15 protein-coding genes are annotated in these 17,416 nt (G+C 70.3%); 11 read left to right on the top strand and 4 right to left on the bottom strand.

The genetic code is table 11. The features are described from left to right. The first annotated feature begins 72 nt into the window (after positions 1-72). Genes CCN35_RS05415 through CCN35_RS05400 form a run of 4 tightly spaced genes read left to right on the top strand, consistent with a single transcriptional unit; the run spans position 73 to position 5,081 of the window. A complete protein-coding gene (locus CCN35_RS05415; protein WP_086791681.1) occupies positions 73-1,515 on the top strand; it encodes a pyridoxal phosphate-dependent decarboxylase family protein in 1,443 nt (480 codons plus the stop codon). Beyond that, the gene (locus CCN35_RS05410; protein WP_067388372.1) at positions 1,499-2,782 is read left to right on the top strand and encodes a lysine N(6)-hydroxylase/L-ornithine N(5)-oxygenase family protein; all 1,284 of its coding nucleotides are present in this window, start codon (positions 1,499-1,501) and stop codon (positions 2,780-2,782) included. The genes CCN35_RS05415 and CCN35_RS05410 overlap by 17 nt, the downstream gene beginning before the upstream one ends. Beyond that, complete coding sequence (locus CCN35_RS05405; protein WP_067388370.1) at positions 2,779-3,306, top strand: GNAT family N-acetyltransferase; 528 nt, start codon at positions 2,779-2,781, stop codon at positions 3,304-3,306. Before CCN35_RS05410 ends, CCN35_RS05405 begins: the two co-directional genes overlap by 4 nt. Further along, a complete protein-coding gene (locus CCN35_RS05400) occupies positions 3,303-5,081 on the top strand; it encodes an IucA/IucC family protein (RefSeq protein WP_067388368.1) in 1,779 nt (592 codons plus the stop codon). Before CCN35_RS05405 ends, CCN35_RS05400 begins: the two co-directional genes overlap by 4 nt. A 77-nt stretch (positions 5,082-5,158) precedes the next feature. Here the strand turns inward: CCN35_RS05400 and CCN35_RS05395 are convergent, their stop codons facing one another. Next, a complete protein-coding gene (locus CCN35_RS05395) occupies positions 5,159-6,850 on the bottom strand; it encodes a beta-N-acetylhexosaminidase (RefSeq protein WP_425444279.1) in 1,692 nt (563 codons plus the stop codon). A gap of 321 nt (positions 6,851-7,171) precedes the next feature. On the opposite strand from CCN35_RS05395, the gene CCN35_RS05390 reads away from it, so the two are divergent. Next, on the top strand, positions 7,172-7,387 hold the full coding sequence (locus CCN35_RS05390; RefSeq protein ID WP_067388366.1) for a hypothetical protein: 216 nt from the start codon (positions 7,172-7,174) through the stop codon (positions 7,385-7,387). 61 nt (positions 7,388-7,448) lie between these two features. On the opposite strand, the gene CCN35_RS05385 is transcribed toward CCN35_RS05390, so the two are convergent. From CCN35_RS05385 to CCN35_RS05375, 3 genes are read right to left on the bottom strand one after another with little or no spacing between them, the layout of a single operon-like run. Next, a complete protein-coding gene (locus CCN35_RS05385) occupies positions 7,449-7,949 on the bottom strand; it encodes a gamma-glutamylcyclotransferase family protein (RefSeq protein WP_079129489.1) in 501 nt (166 codons plus the stop codon). Between the two features lie 14 nt (positions 7,950-7,963). After that, the gene (locus tag CCN35_RS05380; protein WP_067388364.1) at positions 7,964-8,509 is read right to left on the bottom strand and encodes a GNAT family N-acetyltransferase; all 546 of its coding nucleotides are present in this window, start codon (positions 8,507-8,509) and stop codon (positions 7,964-7,966) included. Between the two features lie 27 nt (positions 8,510-8,536). Then, on the bottom strand, positions 8,537-9,760 hold the full coding sequence (locus CCN35_RS05375) for an NsdA family TPR-like regulatory protein (protein WP_483883416.1): 1,224 nt from the start codon (positions 9,758-9,760) through the stop codon (positions 8,537-8,539). 326 nt (positions 9,761-10,086) lie between these two features. On the opposite strand from CCN35_RS05375, the gene CCN35_RS28030 reads away from it, so the two are divergent. The 6 genes from CCN35_RS28030 (at position 10,087) to CCN35_RS05345 (ending at position 17,378) form a co-directional block, all read left to right on the top strand. Further along, a complete protein-coding gene (locus CCN35_RS28030; RefSeq protein WP_143631392.1) occupies positions 10,087-10,539 on the top strand; it encodes a hypothetical protein in 453 nt (150 codons plus the stop codon). A 131-nt stretch (positions 10,540-10,670) separates the two neighbouring features. After that, positions 10,671-11,144: an ATP-binding protein gene (locus CCN35_RS05365; protein ID WP_086791679.1), complete on the top strand. Its 474-nt coding sequence runs from the start codon at positions 10,671-10,673 to the stop codon at positions 11,142-11,144. 175 nt (positions 11,145-11,319) lie between these two features. After that, the gene (locus tag CCN35_RS05360) at positions 11,320-11,862 is read left to right on the top strand and encodes an ATP-binding protein (RefSeq protein WP_067388358.1); all 543 of its coding nucleotides are present in this window, start codon (positions 11,320-11,322) and stop codon (positions 11,860-11,862) included. A gap of 171 nt (positions 11,863-12,033) precedes the next feature. Continuing rightward, positions 12,034-13,833: a methyltransferase, FxLD system gene (gene fxlM, locus CCN35_RS05355; RefSeq protein WP_245863018.1), complete on the top strand. Its 1,800-nt coding sequence runs from the start codon at positions 12,034-12,036 to the stop codon at positions 13,831-13,833. Positions 13,834-13,897: 64 nt separating this feature from the next. Further along, positions 13,898-14,080: an FxLD family lanthipeptide gene (locus CCN35_RS05350; protein WP_067388356.1), complete on the top strand. Its 183-nt coding sequence runs from the start codon at positions 13,898-13,900 to the stop codon at positions 14,078-14,080. Between the two features lie 316 nt (positions 14,081-14,396). Further along, complete coding sequence (locus CCN35_RS05345) at positions 14,397-17,378, top strand: lantibiotic dehydratase (RefSeq protein WP_086791677.1); 2,982 nt, start codon at positions 14,397-14,399, stop codon at positions 17,376-17,378. Positions 17,379-17,416 lie beyond the last annotated feature (38 nt).

The following is a 17,416-nucleotide window of genomic DNA, read 5'->3' as shown; positions in this document are numbered from 1 at the left end:
TAAGTTGCTGTCGTGCGACTCCGCCCCTCAGCGCGTCCCCGCGGACGTACCCATCTACCGGAGGACCCCCACATGCGCTCACACCTGCTCAATGACCTCACCGCGGAGCAGTACTGCCGCTCCGTGAAAGAAGGAGTGGAGCGGGTGGCCGCCAGGATCGCCGCCACCGACCGGCCCTTCACCGGGATCACGGTCGACGAGCTCGCCCCCCGGATCGACCGGATCGACCTCGACCGGCCGCTCGGCGACACCACGGCGGCTCTCGACGAGCTGGAGGAGGTCTACCTGCGGGACGCGGTCTACTTCCACCACCCCCGCTACGTCGCCCATCTCAACTGCCCGGTCGTCATCCCCGCGGTGCTCGGCGAGGCCGTCCTGTCCGCCGTCAACTCCTCCCTGGACACCTGGGACCAGTCGGCGGGCGGCACCCTGATCGAGCGCAAGCTCATCGACTGGACGACCGCCCGGACCGGCCTCGGCCCGGCCGCCGACGGCGTGTTCACCTCCGGCGGCACCCAGTCCAACCTCCAGGCGCTGCTGCTGGCCCGTGAGGAGGCCAAGACGGACGACCTCGCACGGCTGCGGATCCTCACCTCCGAGGCCAGCCACTTCAGCGTGCGGAAAGCGGCCAAACTGCTGGGCCTGGGCCCGGATGCGGTGATCTCCGTGCCCGTCGACCCCGACAAGCGGATGCGGACGGTCTGTCTCGCCCGCGAGCTGGAACGCTGCCGGCGCGACGCCCTGGTCCCCATGGCCGTGGTCGCCACCGCCGGCACCACCGACTTCGGCTCCATCGACCCGCTGCCCGAGATCGCCGAGCTGTGCGCGCAGCACGGCGTCTGGCTGCACGTCGACGCGGCCTACGGCTGCGGCCTGCTGGTCTCCCCCACCCGCCGTCATCTGCTCGACGGCATCGAGCACGCCGACTCGGTCACCGTCGACTACCACAAGTCCTTCTTCCAGCCGGTCAGTTCGTCCGCCGTACTGGTCCGGGACGCCTCCACCCTGCGCCATGCCACCTATCACGCGGACTACCTCAATCCGCGCCGCGCGGTCCTCGAGCGCATCCCCAACCAGGTCGACAAGTCCCTCCAGACCACCCGCCGTTTCGACGCCCTCAAGCTGTGGATGACGCTGCGCGTGATGGGCGCCGACGGCATCGGCCGGCTCTTCGACGAGGTGTGCGACCTGGCGGCCGAGGGCTTCCGGATGCTCGCCGCAGACCCGCGCTTCGAGGTCGTCGTCGAGCCCGCCCTGTCCACCCTGGTCTTCCGCTGCATCCCGGCCGGCGTCACCGACCCGGCCGAGATCGACCGCGCCAACCTCCACGCCCGCAAGGCCCTGTTCGCCTCCGGCGACGCCGTGATCGCCGGCACCACGGTGGACGACCGCCACTACCTGAAGTTCACCCTGCTCAATCCCGAAACCACACTCGACGACCTCGCCGTCGTCCTCGATCTGATCGCCGACCACGTCGAGCAGTACCTGGGAGAGTCCCTTGACCGCGCGTCCTGAAGCCACCGCCGCCCCCTACGACTTCGTGGGGATCGGGCTCGGCCCCTTCAACCTCGGCCTCGCCTGCCTCACCGAGCCGATCGCCGAGCTGAACGGTGTCTTCCTGGAGTCCAAGCCCGACTTCGACTGGCACTCGGGGATGTTCCTCGACGGCGCCCATCTGCAGACCCCGTTCATGTCGGACCTGGTGACCCTGGCCGACCCGACGTCCCCGTACTCCTTCCTCAACTACCTGAAGGAGAAGGGCCGTCTGTACTCGTTCTACATCCGGGAGAACTTCTTCCCCCTCCGGGTCGAGTACAACGACTACTGCCGCTGGGCGGCGGCCCAGCTGAGCAGCATCCGCTTCAGCACGACGGTCACCGAGGTGACGTACGAGGACGAGGACGGCCTCTACGCCGTCCGCACCGACACCGGGGAAACGTTCCGCGCCCGCCACCTCGTCCTCGGCACCGGCACCTCGCCGTACCTCCCGGACGCCTGCCGCGGCCTGGACGGCGACTTCGTCCACACCGCCGACTACATGGGGAACAAGGAGCGGCTCCAGCGCAAGAAGTCGATCACCCTGGTCGGCAGCGGCCAGTCCGCCGCCGAGATCTACTACGACCTGCTCGGCGAGATCGACGTCCACGGCTACCGGCTGAACTGGGTCACGCGCTCCCCGCGCTTCTTCCCGCTGGAGTACACCAAGCTCACCCTGGAGATGACCTCCCCGGAGTACGTCGACTACTACCACGCGCTGCCGGAGGCGACCCGCTACCGCCTCACCGAGCAGCAGAAGGGCCTGTACAAGGGCATCAACGGGGACCTGATCAACGACATCTTCGACCTGCTCTACCAGAAGAGGCTCACCGGCCCGGCCCCCACCCGCCTGCTCACCAACTCGGCGCTCACCGCCGCCTCCTACGACCAGGGCACGTACACCCTCTCCTTCCGTCAGGAGGAGCAGGGCAAGGACTTCGAGCTGCGCAGCGAGGGCCTGATCCTGGCGACCGGCTACCACTACGCCGAACCGGAGTTCCTGCGGCCCATCCACGACCGGCTGCGCCGTGACTCCCACGGCAACTTCGACATCGGCCGCAACTACGCCATCGACGTCACCGGCCGCGGTGTCTTCCTCCAGAACGCCGGTGTGCACGCCCACAGCGTCACCAGCCCCGACCTGGGCATGGGCCCGTACCGCAACAGCTGCATCATCCGGGAGATGCTCGGCACCGAGTACTACCCGATCGAGAAGACGATCGCCTTCCAGGAGTTCGCCGTATGAACTTCACCTTCCGCCCGCTCGACCCGCCCGGGGACGCCGAGCTGCTGCACCGCTGGGTCACCCACCCCAAGGCCAGGTTCTGGATGATGCAGGACGCGAAGCCGGAGGACGTCGAGCGCGTCTACAGGGAGATCGCCGCCGACGAGCACCACCACGCGTTCCTCGGCCTGCACGACGGGGAGCCCGTCTTCCTGATGGAGCGGTACGACCCCGCCCACCGGGAGCTGGTCGGGCTGTACGACCCCGAGCCCGGCGACGTCGGGATGCACTTCCTGGTCGCGCCCACCGACACCCCCGTGCACGGGTTCACCCGGGCCGTGATCACCGCCATCATGGCCCACCTCTTCGAGGACCCGGGGACGAGGAGGGTGGTGGTCGAGCCCGATGTGCGCAACACCGCCGTGCACGCCCTGAACGAAGCCGTCGGTTTCGTTCCGGAACGGGAGATCCAGAAGCCGGAGAAGAGGGCGCTGCTGAGCTTCTGCACCCGGGAGCAGTTCGAGAAGGCGGTGCGGCGCGCATGACCCTCGCCGGCACCGTGGCCCATCTCTCCCCCGAGCACTGGGAGAGAGCCAACCGCCTTCTGTTGCGCAAGGCCCTCGCCGAGTTCGCCCATGAGCGGCTGATCGCACCCGAGCGGGACGGCGACCACTACGTCGTCCGCAGCGACGACGGCCGGATCCACTACCGCTTCACCGCCGTCCGCCGCGCCCTCGACCACTGGCAGGTGGACCCGGAGTCCCTGTCCCGTCACCGCGACGGCACCGAACTCCCCCTCAACGCCCTGGACTTCTTCATCGAGCTGCGGCAGTCCCTCGGGCTGGGCGACGAGATCCTCCCGGTCTACCTGGAGGAGATCTCCTCCACCCTGGCGAGCACCTGCTACAAGCTCGCCAAGCCGCGGGTGACCTCCGCCGAGCTCGCGCGCCGCGGCTTCCAGGAGATCGAGACCGGCATGACCGAGGGCCACCCCTGTTTCGTGGCCAACAACGGCCGGCTCGGCTTCGGCATCCAGGAGTACCTCTCCTACGCCCCCGAGGCCGCGCGTCCCGTCCGGCTGGTGTGGCTGGCCGCGCACCGTTCACGGGCCGCGTTCTCGGCGGGCGCCGGCATCGAGTACCGGGCGTTCGTGCGGGAGGAGCTGGGCGAGGCCACCGTCGAGCGGTTCGAGAAGCAGCTGCGGGCGCAGGGCCTCGACCCCGCCGACTACCTTCTCGTCCCCGTCCACCCCTGGCAGTGGCAGAACAAGATCACCGTCACCTTCGCCGCCGAGATCGCCCGCCGCCATCTGGTCCTCCTGGGCGAGAGCGAGGACGAGTACCTGGCCCAGCAGTCCATACGGACCTTCTTCAACACCTCCCGTCCGGAAAAGCACTACGTCAAGACCGCGCTCTCGGTCCTCAACATGGGCTTCATGCGGGGGCTGTCCGCCGCCTACATGGAGGCCACCCCGGCCATCAACGACTGGCTGGCACGACTGATCGACAACGATCCGGTGCTGAGGTCGACGGGGCTGACGATCCTGCGCGAGCGGGCGGCGGTCGGCTACCGGCACCTGGAGTACGAGGCGGCCACGGATCGCACCTCGCCGTACCGGAAGATGCTGGCCGCGCTCTGGCGGGAGAGCCCGGTGCCCTCGCTCCGCGAGGGCGAGTCCCTGGCGACCATGGCCTGCCTGCTCCATGCGGACCACGAGGGCGCGTCCTTCGCGGGTGCGCTGATCGAGCGTTCGGGGCTGACGCCCGTGCAGTGGCTGCGGCACTATCTGCGGGCCTATCTCACCCCTCTCCTGCACAGCTTCTACGCCTACGACCTGGCGTTCATGCCGCACGGGGAGAACGTGATCCTGGTCCTGGAGAACGGCGTGGTGCGGCGGGCGATCTTCAAGGACATCGCCGAGGAGATCGTGGTGATGGACCCGGACGCCGTCCTGCCGCCCGAGGTGCAGCGGATCCGGATGGAGGTCCCGGAGGACAAGAAGCTGCTGTCGGTCTTCACGGACGTCTTCGACTGCTTCTTCCGCTTCCTGGCCGCACAGCTCGCCGCCGAGGGCGTCCTCGAGGAGGACGACTTCTGGCGGACGGTCGCCGAGGCGGTCCGCGCGTACCAGGAGTCGGTGCCCGAACTCGCCGAGAGGTTCCGGCAGTACGACCTGTTCGCCCCCGAGTTCGCGCTGAGCTGCCTCAACCGGCTCCAGCTGCGGAACAACCGGCAGATGGTGGACCTGACGGACCCGTCGGGTGCGCTGCAGCTGGTCGGGACCCTGGAGAACCCCATCGCACGGTTCCGGCAGTCCTGACCCGGCCCGCCGGCGGTGCGCCGTGTCCGCGGTCCGCTGTCCTTTGTCGTCTTCCGTGTCGTCTTCTGTCCGTCCGTCTACGCGGCGGGCCAGGGCACCTGCGGCGACCGGTAGTACGCGATCCCCAGGGCGTCCCAGCGCGGCGCCTGGGCCGCGAGCCGCACCTTGTAGGTGTCCCAGTCGTGCGTGGCCGCCGGCGACCAGCCGAGCTCGGCGGCACCGGGCAGCCGGGGGAAGGCCATGGTCTCGAGGTGCGCCGAGGTGGACAGGGTCTCCGTCCACAGCGGGGCCTCGACCCCGAGCACGGCGGACTCGGGCACGTCCGGCAGATAGCTGCCCGGGTTCCAGTCGTACGACCGCTGGACCTCGACATGGCCGGCCCAGGCCAGCCCCAGCGGGGTGTCCTTGGTGTACTTCATGTCCAGGTACACCCGGTCGGCCGGGGACAGGATCAGCCTGGTGCCGTTCCGGGCGGCCCGTGCGACCTGGGCCTTCTCCGCCTCGCTGGTGGAGTCCAGGCCCCAGTACTGGGCGAGGGCGCCCTTGGCCGGGTTGGCGCCGGTCAGCTGGTGCCAGCCGATGACCGTCTTGCCGTACCGGGCGACGACGGGCTGCACCCGGTCCATGAACGCCGCATAGTCCTCGGGGCTCGTGGAGTGCGCCTCGTCACCGCCGATGTGCAAGTAGCGGCCGGGGGTGAGGGCGGCGACCTCGCGGATCACGTCGTCCACGAAGTCGTAGGTGATCTCCTTGTTCACGCACAGCGAGCTGAAGCCGACCTTGGTGCCGGTGTAGAGCGGGGGTGCCACGCCGTCGCAGTTCAGCTCGGCGTAGGAGGCCAGGGCCGCGTTGGTGTGGCCGGGCATGTCGATCTCGGGGACGACCTCCAGATGGCGGGAGGCGGCGTAGCGGACGATCTCCCGGTACTCGTCCTTGGTGTAGTAGCCGCCCGGCCCGCCGCCGACCTGGGTGGAGCCGCCGTAGGTGGCCAGGCGCGGCCAGGAGTCGATGGCGATGCGCCAGCCCTGGTCGTCGCTGAGGTGCAGATGCAGCTTGTTGATCTTGTAGAGGGCGAGCTGGTCGATGTAGCGCTTGACCTGCTCCACGGTGAAGAAGTGCCGGGCGACGTCGAGCATGGCGCCGCGGTACGCATAGCGCGGCCTGTCCTGGATGGTGCCGCCCGCGACCAGCCACGGCCCCGGCTGCACGGACTTCTTCTCGACGGCGGCGGGCAGCAGCTGCCGCAGGGTCTGCACCCCGTGGAAGAGGCCGGCCGGCTCCTGGGCGGTGATGGTCACGCCCTTGGCCCCGCTGTCGAGGCGGTAGCCCTCGGCGCCGTACGGCCCCTTGGCCAGCCGCAGCCGGATGCCTCCGTCGCCCTGGGTGGTGAGGGGCAGGCGGTAGCCGGTCGAGGGGCGCAGGATCTCCGCGAGATAGGTGCCGACCTGACGGACCTCGGGGGTGTCGTCGACGCGGATGTGGGTGCCGGAGGTGATGCGGTACGGGGTCCCGCCGGACTCCACGGAGACGGGGGCGGGAATCACCTGGTCCAGAGGGATCGCCGCCCGCCGGGGTTCCGCGGGGGCGGCGCCCATGGTGAGGGCCCCGGTCGCCGCCACCAGCAGCAGCGCCCCCAGGGCCCGGGTCAGCCGGGACAGCCGGAACGGCCGGATCGGTCGGATGGGTCGGGTGGGTCGGGTCGTGCGGGTGATGCGGGTCGCGCGGATCGTACGGGTCGTACGGGGAGTCGTGCTGTGGTGCCGTCTCACATGCGCTCCCTTCGCTCGGCTCGGTGAAGCCCCGATGGTATGGACCACTCTCCCGCGGACGAGGGGAAACCTTCCCCGCCCGGCGGAAATCATCCGGAAGGAGGGCATGGAACACACGCCGGTGCCCTGCCCGCCGGATGCCGGGATCCACCAGGAGTTCTGCCCGGAACAACCAGTACCTGGCGGGGAGAGGAACAGATGAGCGGGAACGATCGGACGGTCCGGACGCGGCCGCCCCGGCCGCCTCGCCGCAGCCGCGCTACGTCATCACCCAGCACACCGTGCTCGCCCCCCGGCGAGCTGCCACTGCACGCCGGGCAGGTGCCGGCCTGGTCCGACGAGGACTTCTGGCTGACCGAAGAGAAGGCCGGGCGGTGGGCAGACGGCTCGCACACCGCGGACACCGTTTACAACCGGCGCCACGGCGTGGGCACGCGCGACCCGCTCAACGCGATCCCGCTGTACGGCGGCCCCGCCCACGCCGCGGTTGCGCACGCCCGCGAGCCCCAGGGCAGCACGGACGAGACTTCCGGCTGACAATGTCCGCGAAGCGACGGTGTTCGAGGAGCACTCCGTTCCGCGAACACCGCCGCTTCGCTTACTGGGTACTGCTGCGCCGCAGGCCCGCGGTCAGCTCCGCGGCGATCCGCGCACACCGGGCGGCGTACGCGTCCAGGTGCCGTGTTCTGAAGTCCTCAACGCTCCAGTCATGGGGCAGAACATCGCCGCCCGGCCATATGTACGCCCAGCCACGGTCTCCGGTGGAGAGCGTCACCTGGCGCAGCTCATAGCGGTCGTCCTCGAACGCGTCGAGGATTCTCCATTCCTCGGTACTGAGGTCGGTGAGCAGCAGGCCGGTTGCCGCGCCGCCGAGGGCATCGGCGACGAGTCCGGGGTAGACCCGCCCTTCGAGCGCGGCGGCGCGCCAGCCGGGCGCGGAGGCGGGTGTACGGGCGGGTATTCGCCCCAGCAGGGCTTCGAGGACTTCGGGCAATTGGAGGGTGCCGTAGCAGAACAGCACGTCTGGGCACTGTGAAAGTCGGTCCCGGCGACCAGAGGTCTCCGGGACCGCGGCGTGCTGGTTGAGCATCTGTGTCATGCACATTCCATGTGTCAGCGCGAGGGGAGGTACATCGCGTCATAGACGGGCGACTCCGGGGCGTGCTTGATCCGCCCCATGATCGTGTACCCCCACCGAAGGTAGGCGTCGTGGGCGGGCTGGTTGTCGACGATGCACGTCAGGGTGGTGACGCTTTCCGCCCGGCCGGCGATGACCGTGTCGTGGATCTGCCGTCCCAGGCCGCGGTTCTGCAGCTCGGGAAGGACCATCAGCTCCCGCAGCCAGAAAACGCCCCTGGCTTCCGCCAGGTCGCGCAGCCACGCCGGCCGCCGGTCACCCAGGGATGTCCACCACGGCTTGTCCGCGGGCAGGGTGGCGCCGTGCACATAGCCCACGATCCGTCCGTCCTGCCGGGCCGTCACCGTCTCGAACCCCTCGGTGTCGAACGCGGCTTCCAGGCGGGCACGGAACGAGTCGACGGAGAAGAACGGGTCAGCGACGTAGGGCGGAACGTCGTACACCCGGGCGTACACGTCGACCAGTTCGTCAGCGATGCCCTTGGCAGACCTTCCGTCGTATCGCTGGTACTCCGCATCCACGGTGTGCTCTCTCCTTCTGGGCTGCGCTCAGGCGACATGGGCGCGGATCTGTTCGAGCAGATCCCGGACTCCGCTGGCGCGCTGGTGGGGAATCAGTCCGTCGTGGACGATCTTCAACTGCTGGGCGGCACGGGTGGAAGACATACCGCCCTGGATGAGGCGCAGGGCTTCCTTGGTGGCGGCGACGCTGTGGTCGATATCGCCGTTCTGGAGAGCCGCGATGGACAGCCGGCCGAGGCACATGCCCCGGTTGCGGGAGTGCGCGACGTCCTGGAGCGCTTCAGACGCGGCGAGCAGTTTCTGGGCGCGTGCTGTCTGACCGAGATCGAGACGGCACATGCCTTCCAGACAGGTCAGCTCTGCCAGGTTCAGGAACGTGGTCCAGTCGGGGTCACGTTCGTCATCACCGCGTTCCCACTCCCGCCACGCCCGCTTGATCGCGGCCTCGCAGGTGAAGGCGTCTCCCACCCGGGCGTGCCCTTGTGCCTCGCGGATGGCAAGGAGCGCGGTGACTCGGCGCGGTGCCTGCCAGAGTTCTGCGTGCGTCTGGGCGAGGCGGGCGAACCGTACGGCTTCGCGGCCCTTGTTGAGGTCGACCGCCTGTCTGGCCATGTTGCTGAGGGTGCGGCTGGCCAACTCGTCGTCGCCGGTGAAGTGCGCGGCGTTCAGTGCTTCGGCGAAGTACTGGCGGGCCTGCGCCTGCAAGCCGGCGTCGTAGCAGAACCAGCCGAGAGAGGTGGTGAACTTTCCCGCGACGGCATGGAGCTGCTTGCCGAGGGCGTCGTCGTAGATGCCGTGGTCGATCATGTGGTGCACCCAGTACAGATGCGCGCGGGTCGGCCGCCAGAGCCTGTTGCCTCCGAACTGCTGGTCGATGGCGTCCATGTCGTCCGCGGCTTCACGCAACAGCGCTACCTCGTCCGTGCCGATCCGCCAGTCATCGGAGCCGGCGACGGTCTCGGCCAGCCACGGAGGCGGCGCCTGGTCCGTGAGCGGGCTGGACCCAGCGCCGGCCAGGGCCGGAGACCGGACGGGAGTCCGACTGGTCAGAGGGACCGGTGTGAGGACCGGGGGGGCTGTCCGGCTCACGTGCTCGCGGGGGGCGGAATCCCAGCTCTTCGACAGGCCGCCCCCAGTAGGCGGCCAGAACCTCGCGGGCCTCCGGATGGGGCCAGGGAGGAGACGGTCCCTCCCACTTGGAGAGCTGCCGGATGCTGAATGTCGGCGGCTTGGCGATCCGTCCTTCCGCATGGAGGCGCGCAGCAAGGTCCGTCAGGTCCTGGACCACTTTCTGCTGCGTCCGGTTCGCCCTTGTGCGTAACCGCTTGAGTTCGCTCATGGCTCACCTCCCTCGCCGTCCCGGGTTCGCCTCACCGTAGCGGCTGTTGCCTGCCCTGCGTGAAGGGTCGTCAATCTAAAGCGCAGGTCGGGCGGAAAGGGCCGTCGAAAGGGCGGCCAAAGGGCGGGGAGGAGACGGGCAGAGTTCCGGGTAAAAGACCTGGTCACCTTCCACGGCGTTCGCTGCACTGGGTCACGTCGCAAACACCCTGTGTTCCGTCGTGATGGTGGGAGGGCTCATGGAGACCCGCGAGATCGCCGAGAGCGCACCCATGTCCGCCTGGTTCTCCGCAGCTACTCCGTACCCGGACACGTCTGTGAGCCTGTGGCGGAACAACCCCCACCTCCCGCGGCGCCTCGCGTGCGGTGTGACCTTCGGCATCGTGCCGGTCGGCCGTTCCCTCATCGAGTCGGCCTATCGGCTCCTCGCCCGGTACGAACAGCCGCTCGGCCCCGCGGTGACGTTCACCAACATCCGTTCGGCCGCAGTGCTGGTGCCGCGTGGCACCAGTGGCCGGTGGCCCGGCCTGATGACCGCCGCCCAGTGGCCCGAACGGGTTTCTCAGCCTGCCTGCCTGGGACGGGGCCACGCCACCCTCATCCCCGCGCTTGCGCCGCGGCCGACGGCAGGTCTCGTGCGGTGGCTCGTGCCCCTGACGACGAGCAGACCATCGGCGGCGTCCCGCTGCTGACGAGCCCCGCCCCATTGGCCCGGTGCCTCACCGAGGCCCATGCCGCCCTTGCGCCGCGCACCAGAGAGCGCACCCCCTCAGCAGGGCTGTGTCGGCCGTGAAGCCGGTCCTGCCATCCCCCCGAGGACGTGATGACGACGACAGCCTTACGGGCACCTCGCCCGGCTCACCGCGACGGGGAAGTGCTGCATCAACGGATCTCCGTCGCTTCCCGCCGCGGAACCCACCCACGCGCTGAGGACGCCCTTCGGGCAGGCTTCCTGCGCCGCGTCACAGCAGCCGAGCTCAGGTACTGCGGGCTTGATGCCCTGGTCGATGACGTCATGCTCATCGTCTCCGAACTGTGGACAAACGCCCTTCTGCACAGCGGTACCAGCGAGATCACCCTGAGCATCAAGGTGCAGAACGGGTTCCTCCACGTCATCGTGGACGACGGCATGCCCGGCTTCCCCGTCTCCAAAGCCGCTGACGAGGAGGCGCTGTCCGGACGCGGCCTGGCCCTGGTGGACGCTCTTGCGAAGGAGCACGGGGGCGAGTGGGGCACAACCGAGGACGGCACCGCGACCTGGTGCACCCTCGCTCTACCCCAGGAGACTGCATCGTGAGCGCGCTGGTGCTGCCCTCCCGCGCAGAGCGAGCGCCTGCGCCCTCCCTCGCCTTGGGCCGCCGCAACTGCGGTGACGTGCCGCGCTGGGACCGCCCGGTACAGCGCGTTTGTCTCCCAGAGCGGGAGACCGTGAAAGCGGCACCCGCCGCGATCCCTCTCCTGGAGACCTCTCGATGACTGTCGAGACAGCAGCCTGCCTTCCAAAGCCCGCGGCCATCGTCCGCAGCTTCACCACGCAGCTGCCCGGCGCCCCGAGGGCCCTGATCACCGCGCGCGCCTGGATGCGGCGGATGGTCACTGTCCTGCGCTGGTCCGGCGACGTCCAGACGGCCGTCGAGGTCGCCGGCAGGCTCGTGGACAACGGCGTGCGCCACGGCGTACCCAGCACCACGCCCTCGGTCGAGCGGCAGCTCGCCTTGAGCGTCGCCATCGACGAGGCCGGCGTGCTGCTGATCGACGTGGCCGACCTGGACCCGGCCTTCCCGTGCTTCGAAGCCGCCGCGCGGGGTGAGAAGGGCCGGGGCCTGTGGGAGGTCGCCTCCCTCGGCGCCCGCGTCACGTGGTTCCTGCACCACGAACGGACCGGCAAGACCGTCCGCGTCACCCTCGCACCCAGCTCTCAGACTTCCTCTCCGGCCATCTCCGAGCCGCGTTCCCCCACGGCGTCGCAGCGCGCCGAAGAGGGCCCCGACTCCGCTTCCGGGAGGCGGCAGTGACCACCGCGGCCGACCTGGTCATCCCGTACTTCACCGCCCGCGCCGGCGAGGAAGCCGACCTGCTGTCCCACCTGTGCGTGCGCCAGGGCCCGGACCGGCAGCAGCGGCTCGCCTACGTGGACGAGGACCCCCGGGACCGGGACCACAAGGGCGTGCTGTGGGCGCTGCTCCATGTCGCTCGACGCCTTCGGCGATCCGGCGGGACGCCCGCAGTGGGGGCTGGTGCACCCGCTGCGGCAGCGCGTGACGATGCATCTGCCGCGCTGCCAGGTGTGCGCGGAGCCGGTCCCGTGCCGTGGCGGCGTGTTGTTCCTGGAGACAGCCAGCCGTATCGAGGGCCCTGGTCCGCTGAGAACCGCGCAGCCGCCGGTCTGCCGGGAGCATGCCCGGATGGCAGTCGAGCGCTGCCCCCGCCTCGGACGCCACGGGTACATCGCGCTGCGGGCCACCAGGTGTCCGCTCCATGGGGTGATCGGCACCCGGTACAGGTGCGGCGAGAACGGCCTCCGGGCCTTTGCGGGCACCGAAGACACCCTCCCCTGCAACCATCCGCAGATCGGTTGGTTCCTCGCTCTCCAGCTCGTCCGCGAACTGCGAGAGTACGACGTCGTCCACCTGGACGATCTCGCACCGTGGACGACCGGTTCAGGACCGTCCTGCACCAGCAACCCCAGCATCAGCCGGACTCCCTCGGCGCGAGCCGGGGAAGGAGACAGACCGCTCGTGAAAAACGTCCCCAGCACGACACCACAGAACACCGACGCAGACAGCGCGGAGCAGCGGCTGCGCGACCAGATGGTGCAACGCCTCATCGAGCTGGGCGCTGCCCGCAGCCCCCGCGTTGTGGCCGCGTTCCGCACCGTTCCCCGTCACCTGGCCACGCCCGACGTGCCTCTGGAGAGGGCGTACGACGCCGAGTACGCGGCGGTGACGAAGAAGGACGCCACGGGCGTGGACATCAGCTCCGTCTCCGCTCCCCGTGTGCAGGCCATGCAGATCGAGCAGGCCGGCATCGAGCCGGGCATGAGCGTGCTGGAGATCGGCTCCGGCGGCGTGAACGCTGCCTACCTGGCCGAGATGACGGGCGGCGAGGGCCGCGTCGTCACCATGGACATCGACGGCGATGTGACCCGGCGGGCAACCGATTTCCTGGAGACGACCGGCTACGACCGTACCGTCACCGTGGTCACCGCCGACGGTGAACTCGGCGCCCCCGAGTACGCCCCGTACGACCGCATCGTGGTCACCGTGCAGGCCGCGGACATCCCGCCCGCCTGGATCTCCCAGCTCGCCGAGGGCGGCCGGCTCGTGGTGCCGCTGAGGATGCGCGGCATGACCCGCTCGATCGCCTTCGTGCGGGACGGTACGCGGCTGGTCAGCGACGGGGTGGAGCTGTGCGGGTTCGTCCCCATGCAGGGCGCAGGAGAGAACCGGATGCGTCTGGCCGTCCTGCACGATGCGGCGGGCGAGGAGATCGCGCTCCGCCTGGACGACCACCCCGACCCCGACACCCGGGCCCTGCGCGACGCGCTCAGCACCCCCCGCGCGCAGACGTGGTCCGGCGTGACGGTCGCAGGCGAGGAGTCCCTGGAGCACCTGGACCTGTGGCTGGCGACCGCGCTCGACAACCTGCCCCTGATGGCCGCGAAGCCGGCCGCCCGCGAGCGCGGCCTGGTCGCCAGCGCCTCCCCCATCGGTGTGCCGACCCTCGTGGACGGCGCCAGCTTCGCCTACCGCACCTCCCGCCGCACGGACCACCCCGACCGGTTCGAACTGGGCGCCATCGGCCACGGCCCCCAGGGCAAGGCGGTCGCCGAGCGCCTGGCCGCAGAGATCCGGGCCTGGGACCGCGACCACCGCGGGCACCGCGCACACATCGAGGTCCACCCGGCGGGCACGCCGGACTCTCAGCTTCCCTCGGGCCGCGTCATCGAGCGCCGGCACACGCGGGTCGTCATCTCCTGGCCGTGACGCCCCGGCGCGCGGTCAGGTCGGCAATGCACATCCACCCACCTCACCGACTGAGGAGAACGCGATGGTACAGCAGCACACCACGTTGAAGGCCGCCACGGACTTCGGGGCCGATGCGGACTTCGACCTGGACATCACGACGATCAGCTCCGCGCCGGTGCTCGGTTCCCTGCTGAACGACACCAGCGACAACTGCGGCTCCACCTGCCAGTCCGCCTGTTCCAACAGCACCTGCATCGGCGGCTGACACCCGCTGGGCGCAAGGGGGCGGGCTGTTCTGCGGGGCGGCCCGGCCCCCCTGGGGGGTGTCGTTTGGACCATGCCGCAGATCGCGGAGTTCGGCACGCCCATCTGCGGCGTTGTCGTCACTCGCCGACGCTCCGCGTCGACTCCCTCCTCCGCCTTGCATCTGCACGCACCGAACCCCGCTCACCTCGGTCACCAGGCACCGCCCATCGGAGCCGGCCCGATCCAAACAACACCCCCTAAGCCGTGATCACTGAGGAGGCACAGGGATGTACCACGCGGTTGACGCAGGCATGATCAGGGCGTCGGCTTTTGCGATGACAGTGCCGCCGCCTGAATGGCCGGACCTGGACGGCAGCACGGATACCGATGTCGCCCGCTGGTGCGAGTGGATCGCACAGGTGTGGTCGGACGACGCCACGGCCTGCGCGATCGAGGTCGCCAGCCCGGCCCTCGCCGACTGTGTCCGCCAGGTGCTCAACGCCACGCGGCGGCAGCCCAGGACTGTCCAGCGCACGGCGGTCTCGCTCGCCCGCTATCTGCTGCGCATGCGCTACCGCGCCACACCGTTCGGCCTGTTCGCCGGCCCCGCGGCGCTGCGCCTCGGCCCTCGCCCCCATGTGCGATGGGGCAGCGGCCACAGGGCCTTCGCGAGCGCCGACGCCCGATGGCTGCACGACGTCGTCACCGCGCTCGAACGTGACCCGCAGGTCCTACGCCACGTCAGAGTGATCGCCGACCCGACGTGTACCGCGCGCGGGACCCACGTCCGTGTGCAGCACCAGCCGGGCGAGACCGGCCCCACGGACACCACCCTGCGGCGCACCCCCGCCGTGGACACCGTTGTGGAGCACGCCCGCACACCGGTCCTCTTCGGTGACCTGGCGGACAAGCTGTCCGCCGACTGCCCCGGCACGCCGCGCACGGTGATCGAGGACATGCTGCGTGACCTCGTGCTGCACCGGGTCCTCATCAGCAGCCTCCATGCCCCGATGACCTGCGACGACGCAGTCGGCCATCTGGTCGGTCAGCTCGAAGACACCGGGGTCGCGACCGCAGCGGCGGGCAGGCTCCGCCGCATCCGCACCCTGCTCGCCCGGCACGACAGCGGCCCCCTCGACCAGCAGCCGGCCTTGCGCGCCCAGGCCACCGAGAGCATGGCCGCCCTCACCGGCCTGACGCACCCCAGCCTGGTCGTCAACCTGCGGCCGGAGTGCGACATCGTCCTGCCCCACTCCGTGACCCGCGAGGCCGAGCGCGCCCTGGACGTCATGGCACGCACCACGCCCTACCCGCACGGCTCCCCGGCCTGGAAGGACTACCGCACCCGGTTCCTGGAGCGCTACAGCATGGGCGCCGTCGTCCCGCTGCGGGAGCTGACCGACCCGGACACCGGCCTCGGCTTCCCCGCCGGCTACCGCGGAACCGTCCTGAAACGACCCGTCATCGCCACCAGCCGCCGCGACGAGCATCTTCTCGCGCTCGCCCAGCGCGCCGCACTCGACAACCAGCGCCGGATCACCCTCGGCAAGGACGACATCGACGCTCTCAGCCTCGGCACCCCCGCACAGGTGCCCGCCCACATCGAGCTGTGCTTCACCGTGCTCTCTCCCTCCCTCCAGGCGTTGGAGAGCGGCGACTTCGCGCTGATGACGGCAGGACTGTCCAACGGCGCCGGCACCACCACCGGCCGCTTCCTGCCCCTGCTGGAGCGCGACGACCGCGACAGGATGACTGCCGCCTACGCCGCCATGCCCACGCTCACCGCGGGCGCCGCCCGAGCCCAGGTCTCCAGCCCGCCCCTGCGCCGGGCAACCTACAACGTCGGCCGCGCCCCCGCCGTCGTGCCCCAGGTGCTGCCCGTGAGCGAGCACAACCCCGACGCCGTCCTCAGCATCGACGACCTCGGTGTCGTCGCCGACGCCCGGCAGCTCTACCTGGTGTCCCTGACCACCGGCCGGCCGGTCGAACCCTCGGTCATGAACGCCGTCGAGCTGAGCAACGCCACCCACCCGCTGGTCCGCTTCGTGTGCGAACTGCACCGCTCGCACACCGCGGTCATGCTCCCCTTCGCCTGGGGCGCCGCCGCACAGCTGCCGTTCCTCCCCGAAGTCCGCGTCGGCCGGACCATCCTCTCCGCCGCCTGCTGGCGGCTACGCCCCCACGACCTCGACGGCACCGCGCCCTGGCCGGTCCGCTTCACCGACTGGCGCGACCGCAACAACGTCCCCGCCGGCGTCTACGTCGGAGGCGACGACCAGCGCCTGCGTCTCGACCTCGACGAGCCGGCCCATGTGCACCTGCTGCGCACCGAGCTTGAACGGCACGGATCGGTCGTCCTGCACGAGGCCCCGCCGGAATCCGCCTTCGGCTGGATCGGACGCGCCCACGAAGTGACCATCCCCTTCGCCGCCGAACAACCCCAAGCCACCGCCCCCGCCCGCTCCACAGCAGCCCTGGTCCGACGCGACTCAGGCCGCCTGCCGGGCGCCTCCCCATGGGCCTGTCTGAAGCTGTACGGCCACGCCGACCGGGCCACCGAGGTACTGACCGTCCATCTGCCCCGACTTCTGCTCGACTTCGGCGACACCGCTCTCGATGTGTGGTTCATCCGGTACGCCGACCCCGACCCGCACCTGCGGCTCCGCCTGCGCCTGCCCTCAGCCCGCGCTTTCGGCGACGCAGCCGCCCGCACAGCGGAATGGGCGGCAGCACTGCGCGACGAGGGCCTGATCCAGCGTGTGCAGTGGGATACCGACACCCCGGAGACCGGCCGCTACGGCACCGGCGCTCTCCTGGACGCCGCGGAGCGCTGTTTCACCGCCGACTCCGCCGCAGCCCTCGCCCAGCTCGCCATGCCTGCCGCTCCCGGCACTCGCCTCGCCGTCACCGCCGCCAGCATGGTGGACATCGCCACTCGTCTCCTCGGCACACCACACGTCGGCCGGGCCTGGCTGACGGAGAACTTCCTCAAGACCGACGGCGACGCCTGCCCCCGCGACGTGCAGGCCCTGGCCGTACGCCTCGCCGCCCCCGATGAGACGGCCGCCGCCCTGCGGGCACTGCCCCGCGGGGACCAGGTCGCCGACGCCTGGGCGGCGCGGGGCAGACACCTGACCGCGTACCGGCACGCCCTCGAAGAAGCAGCCATGGCCCCCGCCGACGTCCTGCCGTCGCTGCTGCACATGCACCACAACCGGATCGCGGGCATCGACCCCGACGCCGAAGCGACCTGCCGCCGCCTCGCCCGCACGGCCGCCCTGTCCTGGACCACCCGCACCCAAGGAGTCCCGCGGTGACCACCGCCCCGCCCGCACCCTTCCTCTTATACTCATCT

It is taken from the genome of Streptomyces thermovulgaris (assembly GCF_002155915.1).
GTDB lineage: Bacteria > Actinomycetota > Actinomycetes > Streptomycetales > Streptomycetaceae > Streptomyces > Streptomyces thermovulgaris.
This window is presented reverse-complemented; position numbering and strand designations above follow the sequence as displayed.